This window comes from Terrabacter terrae, assembly GCF_039529575.1.
Lineage (GTDB): Bacteria > Actinomycetota > Actinomycetes > Actinomycetales > Dermatophilaceae > Terrabacter > Terrabacter terrae.
The window spans coordinates 828,680-843,781 of the sequence record NZ_BAAANB010000021.1 but is presented as its reverse complement, the minus strand read 5'-3'; the positions used below and the strand labels follow the sequence as shown (position 1 = coordinate 843,781).

Annotated in this window: 14 protein-coding genes; 4 read left to right on the top strand and 10 right to left on the bottom strand. The window is 71.7% G+C overall.

Annotated elements, in window-relative coordinates; translation table 11 throughout:
* Positions 1–23 precede the first annotated feature (23 nt).
* Genes ilvC through ABD194_RS14005 form a run of 3 tightly spaced genes read right to left on the bottom strand, consistent with a single transcriptional unit; the run spans position 24 to position 3,488 of the window.
* Positions 24–1,052 carry a ketol-acid reductoisomerase gene (ilvC, locus tag ABD194_RS14015; RefSeq protein ID WP_343992369.1) on the bottom strand — a complete coding sequence of 343 codons (1,029 nt, stop codon included), beginning with the start codon at positions 1,050–1,052 and terminating at the stop codon, positions 24–26.
* A gap of 55 nt (positions 1,053–1,107) precedes the next feature.
* Positions 1,108–1,620: an acetolactate synthase small subunit gene (gene ilvN / locus ABD194_RS14010; protein WP_343992367.1), complete on the bottom strand. Its 513-nt coding sequence runs from the start codon at positions 1,618–1,620 to the stop codon at positions 1,108–1,110.
* 2 nt (positions 1,621–1,622) lie between these two features.
* Positions 1,623–3,488 (bottom strand): acetolactate synthase large subunit, encoded by a 1,866-nt coding sequence (locus tag ABD194_RS14005; protein WP_343992364.1) that lies wholly within the window; start codon positions 3,486–3,488, stop codon positions 1,623–1,625.
* Between the two features lie 300 nt (positions 3,489–3,788).
* On the opposite strand from ABD194_RS14005, the gene ABD194_RS14000 reads away from it, so the two are divergent.
* Positions 3,789–4,757, top strand: a complete 969-nt coding sequence (locus tag ABD194_RS14000; protein ID WP_343992362.1) for a GNAT family N-acetyltransferase — start codon at positions 3,789–3,791, stop codon at positions 4,755–4,757.
* Between the two features lie 70 nt (positions 4,758–4,827).
* On the opposite strand, the gene ilvD is transcribed toward ABD194_RS14000, so the two are convergent.
* From ilvD to ABD194_RS13980, 4 genes are all read right to left on the bottom strand, one after another.
* Complete coding sequence (gene ilvD, locus ABD194_RS13995; protein ID WP_343992360.1) at positions 4,828–6,528, bottom strand: dihydroxy-acid dehydratase; 1,701 nt, start codon at positions 6,526–6,528, stop codon at positions 4,828–4,830.
* An 87-nt stretch (positions 6,529–6,615) separates the two neighbouring features.
* Positions 6,616–7,149: a SixA phosphatase family protein gene (locus ABD194_RS13990; protein ID WP_343992358.1), complete on the bottom strand. Its 534-nt coding sequence runs from the start codon at positions 7,147–7,149 to the stop codon at positions 6,616–6,618.
* A gap of 77 nt (positions 7,150–7,226) precedes the next feature.
* On the bottom strand, positions 7,227–9,290 hold the full coding sequence (locus tag ABD194_RS13985; RefSeq protein WP_343992356.1) for a YhgE/Pip family protein: 2,064 nt from the start codon (positions 9,288–9,290) through the stop codon (positions 7,227–7,229).
* Positions 9,287–9,967, bottom strand: a complete 681-nt coding sequence (locus tag ABD194_RS13980) for a hypothetical protein (RefSeq protein ID WP_343992354.1) — start codon at positions 9,965–9,967, stop codon at positions 9,287–9,289. Before ABD194_RS13980 ends, ABD194_RS13985 begins: the two co-directional genes overlap by 4 nt.
* A 58-nt stretch (positions 9,968–10,025) precedes the next feature.
* On the opposite strand from ABD194_RS13980, the gene ABD194_RS13975 reads away from it, so the two are divergent.
* The gene (locus ABD194_RS13975) at positions 10,026–10,679 is read left to right on the top strand and encodes a TetR/AcrR family transcriptional regulator (RefSeq protein WP_343992352.1); all 654 of its coding nucleotides are present in this window, start codon (positions 10,026–10,028) and stop codon (positions 10,677–10,679) included.
* Between the two features lie 8 nt (positions 10,680–10,687).
* On the opposite strand, the gene ABD194_RS13970 is transcribed toward ABD194_RS13975, so the two are convergent.
* From ABD194_RS13970 to ABD194_RS13960, 3 genes are read right to left on the bottom strand one after another with little or no spacing between them, the layout of a single operon-like run.
* Entirely contained in the window at positions 10,688–10,984 is a 297-nt protein-coding gene (locus ABD194_RS13970) for a MoaD/ThiS family protein (RefSeq protein ID WP_343992350.1), read from the bottom strand.
* A 17-nt stretch (positions 10,985–11,001) separates the two neighbouring features.
* Positions 11,002–12,084 carry a WD40/YVTN/BNR-like repeat-containing protein gene (locus ABD194_RS13965; RefSeq protein WP_343992348.1) on the bottom strand — a complete coding sequence of 361 codons (1,083 nt, stop codon included), beginning with the start codon at positions 12,082–12,084 and terminating at the stop codon, positions 11,002–11,004.
* 14 nt (positions 12,085–12,098) lie between these two features.
* Complete coding sequence (locus ABD194_RS13960) at positions 12,099–13,055, bottom strand: 2-hydroxyacid dehydrogenase (protein WP_343992346.1); 957 nt, start codon at positions 13,053–13,055, stop codon at positions 12,099–12,101.
* 71 nt (positions 13,056–13,126) lie between these two features.
* Here ABD194_RS13960 and ABD194_RS13955 point away from each other — a divergent pair, with 71 nt between their 5' ends.
* On the top strand, positions 13,127–13,789 hold the full coding sequence (locus ABD194_RS13955) for an MOSC domain-containing protein (protein WP_343992344.1): 663 nt from the start codon (positions 13,127–13,129) through the stop codon (positions 13,787–13,789).
* A 209-nt stretch (positions 13,790–13,998) separates the two neighbouring features.
* Positions 13,999–15,099 (top strand): PQQ-dependent sugar dehydrogenase, encoded by a 1,101-nt coding sequence (locus ABD194_RS13950; protein WP_343992342.1) that lies wholly within the window; start codon positions 13,999–14,001, stop codon positions 15,097–15,099.
* The last annotated feature ends 3 nt before the right edge of the window (positions 15,100–15,102 follow it).

The following is a 15,102-nucleotide window of genomic DNA, read 5'->3' as shown; positions in this document are numbered from 1 at the left end:
GGCCGCTCGGCCGTGCGAAGGGGTCAGCGCGCCGCCGAGCCCTCGACGTAGTCGGAGTCGGTCTGCTTGACCCAGGCCATGAGCCCCCGCAGCTCGCGTCCGGTGGCCTCGATCGGGTGCTGGGCGCCCTTCTCGCGCAGGGACGTGAACTCCGGCGCACCGGCGTCCTGGTCGTCGATGAAGCGCTTGGCGAAGGTGCCGTTCTGGATGTCGCCCAGGACCGCCTTCATGTTCTCCTTGACGTGCGGGTCGATGACGCGCGGACCGGAGACGTAGTCGCCGTACTCGGCCGTGTCGGAGATGGACCAGCGCTGCTTGGCGATGCCGCCCTCGATCATGAGGTCGACGATGAGCTTGAGCTCGTGCAGGCACTCGAAGTAGGCCACCTCGGGCTGGTAGCCGGCCTCGACGAGCGTCTCGAAGCCGTACATGACGAGCTGGCTGGCGCCGCCGCACAGGACCGCCTGCTCGCCGAAGAGGTCGGTCTCGGTCTCCTCGGTGAACGTGGTCTTGATGCCGCCGGCGCGCAGGCCGCCGATCGCCTTGCCGTAGGCCTTGGCGAGGTCCCAGGCCCTGCCTGACGCGTCCTGCTCGACGGCGAGGAGGACGGGCACCCCACGGCCGTCGGCGAACTCGCGGCGTACGATGTGGCCGGGCCCCTTCGGGGCGACCATGATGACGTCGGCGTCGGGCTCGGGCTTGATGTAGCCGTAGCGGATGTTGAAGCCGTGACCGAAGAGGAGGGCGGCGCCCTCACGCAGGTTGGGCTGGATGTCGTTCGCGTAGACGCTCCTCTGCACCTGGTCGGGCGTGAGGATGACGACGAGGTCGGCCTCCTTCACGGCGTCGGCGACGGAGGTGACCGTCAGGCCCTCAGCCTCGGCCTTGGCGCGGCTCTTGCTGCCCTCGGCGAGGCCGACGCGCACGTCGACGCCGGAGTCGCGCAGGTTGAGCGCGTGGGCGTGGCCCTGGCTGCCGTAGCCGATGACGGCGACCTTCTTGCCCTGGATCACGGACAGGTCGGCGTCGTCGTCGTAGAACATCTCGGCCATGGTGGCCTTCTCCTTCGGTTGCGGTGTGCGGTGGGTCTGTGTGGTTCGTGAGGGGTCAGGCGCTGCGGAGGCTGCGGTCGGTGATCGAGCGGGAGCCCCGGCCGAGCGCGACCATGCCCGACTGGACGAGCTCCCTGATCCCGAACGGCCCGAGGACGTCGAGGAGCGCGCGCAGCTTCTCGGACGTGCCGGTGGCCTCGATGACCACGGCGTCGGTGGTCACGTCGACCACCTTGGCCTTGAAGAGCGAGATGGTGTCGACCACCTGGCTGCGGGTGGCCGGGTCGGCGCGGACCTTGACGAGCAGGATCTCGCGCTGCACCGAGGCGTGCGGGTCGAGCTCGACGACCTTGAGCACCTCGATCAGCTTGTTGAGCTGCTTGGTCACCTGCTCGAGAGCCGCGCCCTCGACCTCGACGACGACCGTGATGCGCGAGATGTCCGCCAGCTCCGTCGGGCCGACGGCGAGCGAGTCGATGTTGAAGCCCCGGCGCGAGAAGAGGGCCGCGACGCGGGTCAGGACGCCCGGCTTGTCCTCGACGAGCACCGACAGGGTGTGCTTGCTCATGCTCAGTCCTCCCGCTCCCAGACCGGCGCCTCGTGGCGAGCGGCCTGGATCATGTCGTTGCTGACGCCGGCCGGCACCATCGGCCAGACCATCGCGTCCCGGTGGACGATGAAGTCGATGACGACCGGGCGGTCGTTGGTCTCGAGGGCCAGCTTGATCGCCGCGTCGACCTCCTCGGGCGTCTCTGCGCGCAGGCCCAGGCAGCCGTAGGCGTCGGCGAGCTTGACGAAGTCCGGCACCCGCTGCTCGAGGGGCTGCAGGTTGGTGTTGGAGTAGCGCTCGTCGTAGAAGAGCGTCTGCCACTGCCGGACCATGCCGAGCGAGCTGTTGTTGATGACGGCGACCTTGATCGGGATGTGGTTGATGACGCAGGTCGCCAGCTCCTGGTTGGTCATCTGGAAGCAGCCGTCGCCGTCGATGGCCCAGACGGTGCGCTCCGGCTCGGCGACCTTGGCGCCCATGGCCGCCGGGACGGAGTAGCCCATGGTGCCGAGGCCACCGGAGTTGAGCCAGGCGTTCGGGCGTTCGTACTGCACGAACTGCGCCGCCCACATCTGGTGCTGGCCGACGCCGGCGACGTAGGTCGCCTCCGGTCCCGACAGCGCCCCGATGCGCTCGATGACGTACTGGGGAGACAGGGTGCCGTCCTCGCTGTCGGTGTAGCCCAGCGGGAAGGTCTGCTTCCACTCGGCCACCCGGGCCCGCCACTGCTCGTAGTCCCAGGCACCGGGCTTGTCGTCGGCGGCCCGGTCGAGCGTGACCTGTTCGATGAGGTCGCGGATGACCTCGCCCGCGTCGCCGACGATCGGCACGTCGGCGATGCGGTTCTTGGAGATCTCGGCCGGGTCGATGTCGGCGTGGATCACCTTGGCATCCGGGGCGAACGTCGACAGCTGACCGGTCACGCGGTCGTCGAAGCGGGCACCGAGCGCGATGATGAGGTCGGACTTCTGCAGCCCGGTGACCGCGGCGACCGTGCCGTGCATGCCCGGCATGCCGAGGTTGAGCGGCTCGCTGTCGGGCACCGTGCCGCGCGCCATGAGGGTCGTGACGACGGGTATGCCGGTCAGCTCGACGAGGCGGCGCAGCGCCTCGCTCGCGCGGGCGCGCACCACGCCGCCACCGACGTAGAGCACCGGCCGCCTGGCCGCTGCCATGAGGCGCGAGGCCTCGCGGATCTGCTTGCCGTGCGGCCTGGTCACCGGGCGGTAGCCGGGCAGGTCGATCGGCGGGGGCCAGCTGAACGTCGTGGTGGCCTGCAGCGCGTCCTTGCTGATGTCGACGAGCACCGGGCCGGGCCGCCCGGTGCTGGCGACGTGGAACGCCTCGGCGATGGCCTGCGGGATCTTGCCCGGATCGGTCACGAGGTAGTTGTGCTTCGTGATCGGCATCGTGATGCCGCGGATGTCGGCCTCCTGGAAGGCGTCCGTGCCGATGGCAGCACTCGCCACCTGTCCGGTGATGGCGACGACCGGGACCGAGTCCATGTGGGCGTCGGCGAGCGGCGTCACGAGGTTGGTCGCGCCCGGTCCGGAGGTGGCCATGCAGACGCCGACCCTGCCGGTCGCCGAGGCGTACCCCTCCGCGGCGTGGCCGGCGCCCTGCTCGTGGCGCACGAGGATGTGGCGCACCTTCTTCGAGTCGAGCATCGGGTCGTAGGCCGGCAGGATCGCCCCGCCCGGGATGCCGAAGACGGTGTCGCAGCCGATGGCCTCGAGGGAGAGGACGAGCGCCTGCGCCCCGGTGACCTCGCGGGCCGGCGTGACGGCGACGGCCGGCTGAACCGGCTTGCCCTCCGCCGAGGGTCGGGGACGGGCCAGGGAGGCCACGTCGGCGGGCGAGGGCGCCTGCTTCGTCGTGTCGCTCACGATGTCTTCCTTGTCTCGAGCACTTCGTTGTCCTGCCGGCCGGGCCGAATCCACCCACAAAAAAACCCTTCTGTCCCGCGGGGGACGGAAGGGAGCGCGCTGACCGTTCGAGCTGGTCGGCGCGCTAGGGAAGTACGAGGATTCGGGCCACGGGACAACCGTGCTCCGAACCCACAGCGGTGTCAATCGGCCGTCCCAGCCGTCTCAACATGTGGCCTCGACGTCTCACCTACTGTCGCCTGGGTCACGTCGCCCGAAAGTCGCTTGTCCGTGGGCCGAGCGTCTCGGGACACTGCCGACATGACTGCGACGGGCACGCCCTCACGAACCCCCGCCCCCGTGGCGCTCGCCCTCCCGGCCGGCGTCGGCAGCCTGACGACCCGGCCGCTCACCGTCGGCGATGCCGCGGCGGTCACCGCCCTGGTAGCGAGGTGCGAGCAGCACGACGTCGGCACGGTGCTCATCGAGGAGGCCGACATCGTCGGTGACTGGCAGCGACCGGCCTGCGACCTCGCAACCCAGTCGGTGGGCGTCCTCGACGGGGAGCGGCTGGTGGCGTACGCCGAGGTCTACCGGGGCCGCTGGGCCGACGCAGCAGTCGACCCGGACCACCGCGGGCGCGGCATCGGGACCGCGTTGTCGCGCTGGACCCGCCGCGTCGCGGCTCGCGACGGTGGGGTCGTGGTGGGCCAGCCTGTCCCCGGCGACTCCCCCGGCGAGCGGCTGCTCGACTCCCTCGGCTACCGCTGCCTGTGGACCTCGTGGGTGCTGGAGGTGCCGGCCGGGAGCGCCATCGAGCCACAGCCGATCCCGCAGGGGTATATCGTCCGCGAGCCTCGCGACGAGGCCGACCTCCGCGCGGCCTGGGCCGTCAACGAGGACGCCTTCCTCGAGTGGTCCGACCGGGAGCGCGCGAGCTTCGAGGAGTGGGCGGCCACCGTGTCGATGCGGCCGGGCTACGAAGGGTGGCAGCTGCGGCTCATGGTCGACCGCGACGACGAGGTCGTCGGCATGGCGTTCGTCATCGTGTCGAGCGGGTGCGCCTACGTCGACAAGCTCGCCGTGCGTCGCGACGAACGCCACAAGGGTCTGGCACGGGCGCTGCTCGTCGACGCCTTCGAGGTGGGTCGCGCGCACGGGGGCGAGCGGTCGGAGCTGTCCACGGACTCTCGCACCGGCGCCCTCGGTCTCTACGAGAAGGTGGGCATGCAGGTGACCTCGGTGTGGCGGCACTGGGCCGCCGACGTCATGCTGGCGTCGAGGCCCTGACTCGAGGTGATGCCGCCGCCTGTGGGTGCCGGCATCATCTCGAACCGCGAGCACGGAGAGGCGGAGGTCCTCAGCCGCAGACGGCGCCGCCGCTCGCGCTGCCGACGAGCTTGCGGTACTTGGCGAGGACGCCCCGGGTGTACTTCGGCTCGGGGTGCGTGACGCCCTCTGTGCGGCGGCGCTGCATCTCGTCCTCGTCGACGAGCACGTCGAGCGTGCCGCCCGCGACGTCGAGGCGGATGACGTCGCCGTCGCGGACGAAGGCGATCGGGCCCTCGTCGACGGCCTCCGGGGCGACGTGGCCCACGCACAGGCCGGTGGTGCCGCCGGAGAATCGGCCGTCGGTCAGGAGCAGGACGTCCTTGCCGAGCCCGGCGCCCTTGATGGCGCCGGTGACGGCGAGCATCTCGCGCATGCCCGGACCGCCCTTGGGGCCCTCGTAGCGGATGACGACGACGTCGTTCTTCTTCAGGGAGCCGTCCTCGACGGCGTCCATGGCGGCGCGCTCGCCGTCGAAGACGCGGGCCGTGCCCTCGAAGACCGACTCGTCGAAGCCGGCCGACTTCACGACCGCACCCTCGGGCGCGAGCGAGCCCTTGAGGATGGTGAGGCCGCCCGTCTTGTGGATCGGCCGGGCCATCTCGCGGATCACGCGACCGTCGATGTGCGGCGGGCTGATCTCGTCGAGGTTCTCGGCCATCGTCCTGCCCGTCACCGTGAGGCAGTCGCCGTCGAGCAGGCCGGCCTCGAGCAGCGTCTTCATGACGACCGGGATTCCGCCGATGTGGTCGATGTCCTTCATGACGAAGCTGCCGAAGGGCTTGACGTCGGCCAGGTGCGGCACCTTGGCGCCGATGCGGCGGAAGTCGTCGATGGTCAGGTCGACGTCGGCCTCGTGGGCGATCGCGAGCAGGTGCAGCACCGCATTGGTCGAGCCGCCGAAGGCCATGACGACGGCGATGGCGTTCTCGAAGGCCGGCTTGGTCATGATGTCGCGCGCGGTGATGCCGCGGCGGAGCAGCTCGACGACGGCCTCGCCGGATTTGCGGGCGTACATGTCGCGGCGCCGGTCGGTGGCCGGCGGCGCGGCCGAGCCCGGGATCGACATGCCGATCGCCTCGGCGACGGCGGCCATCGTGTTGGCGGTGTAGAAGCCGCCGCAGGCGCCCTCGCCCGGGCAGATGGCGCGCTCGATGGCGTCGACGTCCTCGCGCGACATCAGTCCGGCGTTGCACGCACCGACGGCCTCGAAGGCGTCGATGATCGTGACCTCCTTCTCGGTGCCGTCGGAGAGCTTGGCGACGCCTGGGAGGATCGTGCCGGCATACAGGAAGACGGACGCGAGGTCGAGGCGCGCGGCCGCCATGAGCATGCCCGGCAGCGACTTGTCGCAGCCGGCGAGCAGGACCGAGCCGTCGAGGCGCTCGGCGTTCATGACGGTCTCGACGGAGTCGGCGATGATCTCGCGCGAGACGAGGCTGAAGTGCATGCCCTCGTGGCCCATCGAGATGCCGTCGGACACCGAGATGGTGCCGAACTCGAGGGGGTAGCCGCCGCCGGCGTGGACGCCGTCCTTGACCGCCTTGGCGAGCCGGTCGAGGGAGAGGTTGCACGGCGTGATCTCGTTCCACGAGCTCGCGACGCCGATCTGCGGCTTGGCGAAGTCGTCGTCGCCGAGGCCCACGGCCCGGAGCATCCCCCGTGCGGCGGTCTTCTCCAGACCGTCGGTGACGTCGCGGCTGCGGGGCTTGATGTCAGGCGTCTGCGTCATGCCTGCAGCATAGGACCGGGTGTCCGCTGGCTGGACACGGCATCTCACGTCCTGGTCCGACGTTCCTCCGACCCCCGCCTCTCCCGGTCAGTCCTCGTGTCCGCGGCTGACGTGGAACCGGGCCAGCTCACAGGTCCCGAGGTCGATGTCGGCCCACTCCCCCGCGTAGCGCAGGACGGCCAGCCCGCTCGTGACGAAGCCCTGGCTCAGAGCCTCGTGCGCCTCGCGGGAACCCTCTCCGTCGGCCAGCAGGCTGGTCAGCTGCGCCATCGTCGGGTTGTGGCCGACGACGAGCACCGTGGTGGTGTCGCCGGCGTCCTCCCGCAGCGTCTCGAGGGTGTGCTCGGAGCCACCGACGTAGACGCTGCGACGGAACTCCACGAACTCGGTCTGCGCACCACCGTGGCAGGCCTCCTCCCACGTCTGCCTGGTGCGCTCGGCCGTGGAGCAGATGACGAGGTCGGGCACCAGTCCCTCTTGGTGCAGCCACTTGCCGGCCGCCCTGGCGTCCCGGCGCCCACGCGGAGCGAGCTCGCGGTCGTGGTCCGGCAGACCGCGTCCCTCCTCCGCCTTGGCGTGCCGCATGAGGATGAGGGTCTTCTCCTTGGACGCGCTGCTCATGGTCCGAGCATGCTCCGCCGGCGCCGGCTTGTCAGCCGGCGGGTGCCGGACGGGCCGGCTCGGAGGGCGGGGAGGGTTCAGAGGCTGAGCTCGGGCTTGATGCGCTTCGCGGTCCACGTCCGCGACCGCCGCGCGGCGACCGTCGAGAGCGCGAGGGCACCGAGGAGGTATGCCGTGAGCACCCCCAGCGAGCCCGTGACCGGTCCGAGGTCGGCCCCGTAGAGCAGCCGGCGCAGCCCGTCGACGGCGTAGCTCATCGGCACCACGTGGTGCACGGCCTGCAGCGGCCCGGGGAGCGTCTGCCACGGGAAGGTGCCTCCGGCACTGACGAGCTGGACGACCATGAAGACGAGTCCGAGGAACTTGCCCACTGCCCCGAAGCGCGAGGCGAGCGCGTGCAGGATCGCCACGAACGTCATCGAGGTGAAGCACAGGAAGAGGAAGGCGAGCACCGGGTGCGCGATGCGGATGTCGAGGCCGCGGCCGACGACGAGCACGAGGGCGGCCACCTGGACCAGGCCGACGAGGGCAGGCGCGAGCCAGCCGCCGAGGGCGGTCCGGAGCGAGCGCTGGCTCGTCGCGAGCGCCCGGGTCGACAGCGGCCGGACGAAGAGGAAGAGCACGTAGGCGCCGATCCAGAGGGCGAGGCTCAGGAAGAGCGGCGCCAGTCCTGCGCCGTAGGAGCCGGCCGAGGAGAGCGAGCCGGTGGACACGCCGACCGGGTTGCCGATGGTCTGGGCCATCGCCTTGCGCTGGGCGTCGCTGGGGTCGGGCACCGAGTCACGGCCTCTGACCAGGCCGGTGTGCAGGTCACCGGCACCCGTGGTGAGGGTGTCGAGCCCCGTGGCGAGCGAGCCGGCGCCCTTGGCCAAGGAGTCACCGCCGGCGGCGGCCTTGTCGGCGCCGCTCGAGAGCTGCGCGGCCCCGCCCTGCAGCGTGTCGAGACCGCCGGCGAGGGTGCCGGCGCCGTCGCCAAGCTTGACTGCGCCCGAGTGGGCCGAGGCGATCCCCCGGGTCAGCGCGGGGGTGGCGTTCGCGAGGGCCCGCGCTCCGGTCGCCACCTGGTCGGCGCCCTGCGACAGTCGCGTGAGGTCCCCGGAGGCCGACTGGATCGTCGTGTCGGCCTGCGACACGTAGCCGTCGATGGCGTCGAGGCGGGACTGCACGGTGGCGATCTGCGCGTCGGTGACGCCTTGCGCCTGCAGGGCGGTGACGAGGGCGCTGCGCTCGGTGGTGATGCGCTTCTTGAGCTCCGTGGAGGCCGAGGCGGCCTTCGCCCCGTAGCCGGCGACGGTCCGGTTGCCCGCCGCGACCCGCTCGGCGCCGTCGGCCAGCTCGGCGGTCTGGGCAGGCAGACCGGCCGTGCGCGACTGGAGGGCCCCGAGCCCGCTCGCGAGCCGGCCGGCGCCGGCCTGCAGGTCGTCGGCGCCGGCAGCCGCCCGGGCGATCCCGGCGTCGAGCCGCTCGGCGCCCGAGGCGAGGTCGTGCAGGCCGCCGGCGAGGCTCGAGGCTCCGCTCGCCAGCTGGTGGGCTCCGTGGTCCGCCGTGGCGGCCCCGGCCCTGAGCTTCTCCGACCCGTCGACGGCTTTGACCAGCTGGTCGTGCACCTGGCTGAAGCCGAGCAGCAGCTTGCTGGCGGCCGTCTCACTCACCTGGCTCGCCACCGAGGCCGAGACCTGCTTGATCACCTGGTTGCCGATCATGGAGGTCATGTAGTTGTTGGCGTCGTTGGTCTCGAGCTCGACGGTGGCCTGACGGGGCTTGAAGTCTGCGGTCGAGGCCAGGTCGGAGGAGAAGCTGCGCGGGAGGATGACGGCGAACGAGTAGGTCCCGTCGTCCACGCCACGCATCGCCTCGGCGTGCGACACGCGGTGCCAGTCGAACGACCTCGACTCGACGAGGTGGTCGGCGACCCCGTCCCCGACCTGCAGCTTCTCCCCCGTGCCGAGCGTCGTACCGGTGTCGTCACTGACGACCGCGGCGGGGACCTGCGGGAAGGCGCCGTAGGGGTCGTGGTTGGCGTAGAGGTAGAGCCCGCCGTAGAGCGTCGGGATGAGGACGAGGGCAGCGAGGGCGAGGCAGGCGAGCCGCGAGCTGGTGAGGCGGCGCAGCTCGGCCACGGCGATACGGAGGGGGTTCATGCCAGGGGCTCCTTCGAGGCCGCCGGGGTGACCGTGAGGGTCGAGAGGGCCGCGACGGTCGCAGCAGTGGTGAGGACGATGACGGCCAGGCCCGTTGCGGCCAGGCGGTGACACGTCTCGAGCCAGGGCAACGGGTCGCCACCGTGGCGCTCTGGCCCGGCGAGGACGAGGACGCGTACGTGCCGGTGCAGGGCGCCGAGCTCGAGCAGCAGGCTGGTGCGACGTGCGGCCGGGAGCCGACCCCACGGTCGCGCGCCGGCGTCGGCGAGGTCGTGGTCGTCGAGGAAGGCCGCAACCGCAGCACGCGAGGCGGGCTGCTCAGCCAGGGCGAGCTCCTCCTGCACGACGGCTCGGACGGCGACGGCCTCCTCCGGTGACGTGACGTCGGCGACGTCGACGAGACGGGAGCGCCGTTGCAGCTCGGCCGTGTCGCTCGCACCGCCGGCGGACACGTGCCCGCGCAGCAGCTCGACACGACCGCCGATGGCCAGGGCGAGGGCGACCTGCGGGATGCCGGGGTCGGTCGCGACGAGCGTGACCTCACCGGCTGGGGCCGTGAAGGCCACTCCCTCGACGAAGGGCTCGTGCTTGCCGGCGGTCCCGGCCACGCTGACGTCGTCGACGACGACGCTCCACACGTCGGGCGAGTCGGAGGGGGCCACCTGGGGAACAGTCACGATACGAGTATGCATCGGATACAACTATGTATTCAATTCGCGAGCGTATCCTTGGCGTATGCCGTCCAGCAGAGTCGCCGCTTCAGCGCCACCTCGTGTCACCGCGCGCCGTCAGGCCACGCGTGACCGCGTGCTCGAGGCAGCCAGCGAGGTCTTCGCCGAGCGGGGCTTCCACGGCGCGACGGTCGAGGAGATCTGCGAGCGGGCCGGTTTCACCCGAGGCGCGTTCTACTCCAACTTCAGCTCCAAGGACGACCTCGTCGTCGAGCTCTCCCGTCGCCACTCCGAGGCCCTGGTGGACCGCATCCGTCGCGCCAGCAAGGGCGCGCACACCACCGCCGACGACCTGCTCCGAGACGTCTTCGCCGCCCTCGCCGACGACAGCCGCAGTCAGGAGCGCTGGCTGGTGCTCACGACCGAGTTCACTCTGCACGCCATCCGCGATGCCGACGCCCGCCGCGCCTGGGCCACCCAGCAGCACCGGGTCCGTGACGAGCTCGTCGCCGTCGTCGACGAGGCGGTCGCCCGTCAGGGACTCGCGCTGCCCATGCCGACCGAGCTGTTCGTCCGCGCCGCCATCGCCCTCGCACAGGGTTCGATGGCCCAGCGGCTCATCGAGCCGCGGTCACTCAGGGTCGGCGAGCTCGAGCGGACCGTGCTGCCGATCCTGCTCGGCCTCGGCGGCCGAGCGACGGCCTCGTCCGTGCAGTGACCGACCTCTCAACCGCCGGAGACGGCGTTGATGATGTGGACACGCGCGCCGGCGGGCACCGACGCGCCCACGCCGGCGCCGCGCGTGGCGTCCTCGCCGTTGACGAAGACCTTGACGTGGCGACGGATCTGACCCCGCTCGTCACGGACCTTGCCGTCGAGGATGCGATGCCCCGAGAAGGCGCGGTCGAGGAGCTCGGCCACCGTCTGGGACTCGGCCGGAGACTCGACCTCGATCTCCGACAACCCGCCGACGAGGTCGCGCAGCATGCCCGGCAGGATGACGCGGACGGGAGCGGACGGCATACGGAATCCTCTGTCTCTCAGTCCAGCTGGGCGGCGCGGACGACGAGCACGTCGGGCAGCTGGGTGGCGATGCGGGTGAAGGTCTCCCCCTCGTCGGCCGACGCGAAGACGTCGCCGTTGCGGGTGCCCAGGTAGACGCCGACGGGGTCGGCGTCGTCGAGGGAGGCCGCGTCGCGCAGGACGCACGTGAAGCTCTCGCCCGGCAGGCCCTGCGCCTGCATGCGCCAGTGGGCTCCGCCGTCGTCGGAGCGCTGCACCTGCAGCTGGGCGCCCGGCGGGATGCGCTCCCCGTCGTCCTGCACCGGGATGTTCCACACCACGCCGGGGCGACGCGGGTGGGCGAGGATGGCGAAGCCGAAGTCGGTGGGCAGGCCCTCGGCGATCGACTCCCACGTGCTGCCGTTGTCGTCGGAGCGGTAGACGCCCTTGTGGTTCTGGGCGTACAGCGCCCCGTCGGCCTGGCTGCGGGCCACCTTGTGCACGCACTGCCCGAACTCGGGGTACTCGTTGTCGGGCATGAAGTAGGCCCGGATGCCGGGGTTGCTCGGCGCCCAGCTCTGCCCGCCGTCGCCCGAGCGGTAGACGCCGCCGGCGCTCATGGCGACGAGAAGGTTCTCGGCGTGACCCGGCTCGGGGACGATGGTGTGCACCGCGCCCCCGCCGAACCCCGGCTCCCACTTCGGCCGGTGCGGGTGCTCCCACAGGCCGCGCACGAGCTCGTAGCTGTCACCACGGTCGGTGCTGCGGAAGAGCGCGTGCGGCTCGACGCCGGCCCAGACGACGTCGGCGTCGTTGGGATCGGGCGTCAGCTGCCACACCCGCTCGAGTGCGGTGTCGGTGTCGGTGGGGAACGACAGGGCGCGCTCGGCGCTCTCGGTCCAGCTGCGGCCCCCGTCGGTGGAGACCTGGACGGTGGGACCCCAGTGCCAGGACTTGACGCCGGCGAGGACGGTGGAGCGGCCCTCACGGGTGTCGACCGCCACCGAGGCGACCTCGCTCATGAGGAAGTGCGGGCCCTCCAGAGCCCACTTCCGACGGTCCGCGCTGCGAGCGATCCAGAGCCCTTTCCGGGTGCCGATCGCGACGATGGTCTCGGTCATGTTGACAGTGTCCACTATCGCACTGGGTGCGACAAGGGTCCGGCGACGACGTTGTCGACCGGCTCTCCGGCGAGCAACGCCTCGACCTGCCGCCGGACCAGCGACATGGCCCGGGGGCGCATGGCGTCGGTCGCTCCCCCGACGTGCGGCGTGACGATCACACCGGGCGTGGACCACAGCGGGTGCTCGGGCGGCAGCGGCTCGGGGTCGGTGACGTCGAGCGCGGCCCGCAGTCGCCCCGACGCGCATTCCGCGACGAGGGCCCCGGTGTCGACCACGGAACCTCGGGCCACGTTGACGAGGAGGGCCCCGTCCGGCATACGGCCCAGCATCTCGGCGTCCATGAGCCCCCGCGTCGCGTCGGTGAGCGGCACGATGACCACGACGACGTCGTGGTGTGGCAAGAGTTGGCCCAGCTCGCCGATCCCGTGGACGTGCGGCACGAGCTCGTCGCCCGCGCGCGCCTGCGAGGCCACCGCCGTGAGGGTGACCTCGAAGGGCGCGAAGCGGCGGGCGATCGCCCGGCCGATCTGGCCGTACCCCAGGATGAGCACCCGCTTGTCCGCGAGCGCCGTGCGCAGACGCAGCGGCTCCCAGTGTGAGCGCTCCTGTGCGGCAAGGAACTCCGGGATGTCGCGGACGGAGGCCAAGGTCAGGGTCAATGCGAGCTCGGCCGTCGAGGCGTCGTGCACGCCTGCCGCGTTGCAGAGCGTGACGCCGTCCGGCAGCTCGTCCACGAACTGCTCGTAGCCCGCGCTCTGGAGCTGGACGACCTCGAGCGAGTCGAGCCCCTGCACGATCTCGGTGAGGCGCAGCTTCGTCATGTACGGCATCACCGCCAAGCGGAGATCGCGGCCGCGGGGGTGCGGCTGCTCCATGTCCCACACGACGACGTCCAGGCCGTCGAGGTCGGCGAGCGCCTGCGCGTACTCGGCTTCGGGCACGGAGACGACGAGAGGAGTGGCACTCATGGCCCCCACGCTAACGACGCCGCCGGAAAAGGCCGGCGCGGCTCGCTCGAGACGCAGCTAGGCTCGCCGCCGTGACCAGCCACCCCCACGTCCTCTCGCTCGCCTCCGGGCGGCGCACCGCCGCGACCGGAGGCGGCCGCTCGACGGCCATCGACAAGCAGCCCGTCGACGCCTTCGAGGTGCGCGAACCGGGACCGAAGCACGGGGGCCTCGGGAGCGGCGTCGTCGGGGACGAGATCGGCAACCCCAAGCACCACGGAGGCTCGCTGCAGGCGGTCTACGCCTACCCCCGTGAGGACCAGGAGTTCTGGGCGAAGCGCATCGGTCGGTCGATCCGCCCGGGCGGCTTCGGCGAGAACATCACCACGGTGGGCGTCGAGATGACGCACGCGCTCGTGGGTGAGCTGTGGCGCATCGGTGAGGTCGTGCTGCGGGTCGAGGGTCCCCGGATCCCGTGCCGGACGTTCGCTGCCCACATGGGCGAGCCGCGCTGGGTGCGGCGTTTCACCGAGGAGGGCCGCACCGGCGCCTACCTCTCGGTCGTGACACCCGGGGTCGTGCGGGTCGGCTCGGAGGTCGTCGTCGAGCGACCCGACCACGACGTCGACGTGCTGCTCGTCTTCCGTGCGTTCTGCGGTGACCTCGCCGCGGCCCGGCACGTCGTCGAGGCCGACGCCGTCCATCCGGAGACCCGGGCCGAGTTCGCGGAGACCCTGCAGCGACGCGGCGCCTGACGCACCAGCGCTCCCGGGCCCCGTGTGGGCCACAATGGGGTATGCCGCACACCTCCCGATCGACGAGCCGCGCCCTCGTGGGCGCGGCCGTTGTCACCGTGCTCGCGTCGGCGTGCTCGTCCGCCACGCCCACGGGGTCGTCGACGACCGGCAGCACGGCGATCGCTTCCAGTGCGGCCACCTCCGCCCCAACCGGGAGCGACACGGGCATGCCGACGAGCACCGCGCCGGGCCCGTCGACCGGCTCTGCCACCCCGAGCACGACTGCCGAGCCGCGACGAAGCACCCCGGCGACACGGCCGAGCCCGACCACGACCCGCCCACCGGCGCCTCAGCCGACGGGGCCGGTCACCCTGCTCAGCGGCCTGGACATCGCCTGGTCGGTGGCACTCCTCCCGGACGGCAGCGCCCTCGTCAGCGAGCGCAACACCGGTCGGGTGTACCACGTGCCCAAGCCGGGCACGGGCGGCCGTGCGACGGTCGCGGGACACCTGCCCATCTCGCGCACCGAGGGCGAGGGCGGCCTGCTCGGACTCGCCGTTCCCGGCGACTTCGCCGAGGACCCCGTCTTCTACGCGTACTACTCCACCGACAGCGACAACCGCATCGCCGCAGTGCCCTGGCGCGACGGCAGCATCGGCGAGCCCGACGTGATCTTCACCGGCATCCCGCGCGGGCGCTTCCACAACGGCGGGCGCATCGCGTTCGGTCCCGACGGCTATCTCTACGTCGGCACGGGCGAGGCCGGCGACACCTCCCTGTCGCAGAACCTCAGCTCGCTCGGCGGCAAGATCCTGCGCGTCACCACCGACGGCGAGCCCGCCCCCGGCAACCCCTTCGGCGGCTCACCCATCTGGTCCTACGGCCACCGCAACGTCCAGGGTCTGGCCTGGGACAGCCGGGGGCGCATGTGGGCCAGCGAGTTCGGCCAGAACACCTACGACGAGCTCAACCTCATCGAGCCAGGCCGCGACTACGGCTGGCCGCTCGTCGAGGGCCGGGCCGGCAAACCCGACTACGTCGACCCGGTCGCGCAGTGGCCCACGTCGGAGATGTCACCCAGCGGCATCGCCGTCGGCCCGGACGGGGCCGTCTACCTGGCTGCGTTGCGCGGAGAGTCGGTGTGGCGGGTCCCGGTCGCAGCGGACGGCACCGCGGGCCCGCCGGCGCGCTACCTGCAGGGCAAGTACGGCCGCATCCGCGACATCCACTTCGTCGGCGACCGGGTCTGGATCACGACGAGCAACAACGACCGCAAGGACCGACTCATCTCCCTCCCCCTCGCCGACGTCGGAGCAACCCGCCGCTGACCC

Coding starts and splice junctions, on each gene's coding strand:
- ilvN (WP_343992367.1), bottom strand. CDS start 1,620: ATGAGCAAGCACACCCTGTCGGTGCTCGTCGAGGACAAGCCGGGCGTC.
- ABD194_RS13985 (WP_343992356.1), bottom strand. CDS start 9,290: ATGAACCCCCTCCGTATCGCCGTGGCCGAGCTGCGCCGCCTCACCAGC.
- ABD194_RS13950 (WP_343992342.1), top strand. CDS start 13,999: ATGCCGACGAGCACCGCGCCGGGCCCGTCGACCGGCTCTGCCACCCCG.
- ilvC (WP_343992369.1), bottom strand. CDS start 1,052: ATGGCCGAGATGTTCTACGACGACGACGCCGACCTGTCCGTGATCCAG.
- ilvD (WP_343992360.1), bottom strand. CDS start 6,528: ATGACGCAGACGCCTGACATCAAGCCCCGCAGCCGCGACGTCACCGAC.
- ABD194_RS13970 (WP_343992350.1), bottom strand. CDS start 10,984: ATGCCGTCCGCTCCCGTCCGCGTCATCCTGCCGGGCATGCTGCGCGAC.
- ABD194_RS13975 (WP_343992352.1), top strand. CDS start 10,026: ATGCCGTCCAGCAGAGTCGCCGCTTCAGCGCCACCTCGTGTCACCGCG.
- ABD194_RS13965 (WP_343992348.1), bottom strand. CDS start 12,084: ATGACCGAGACCATCGTCGCGATCGGCACCCGGAAAGGGCTCTGGATC.
- ABD194_RS13960 (WP_343992346.1), bottom strand. CDS start 13,055: ATGAGTGCCACTCCTCTCGTCGTCTCCGTGCCCGAAGCCGAGTACGCG.
- ABD194_RS13990 (WP_343992358.1), bottom strand. CDS start 7,149: ATGAGCAGCGCGTCCAAGGAGAAGACCCTCATCCTCATGCGGCACGCC.
- ABD194_RS14000 (WP_343992362.1), top strand. CDS start 3,789: ATGACTGCGACGGGCACGCCCTCACGAACCCCCGCCCCCGTGGCGCTC.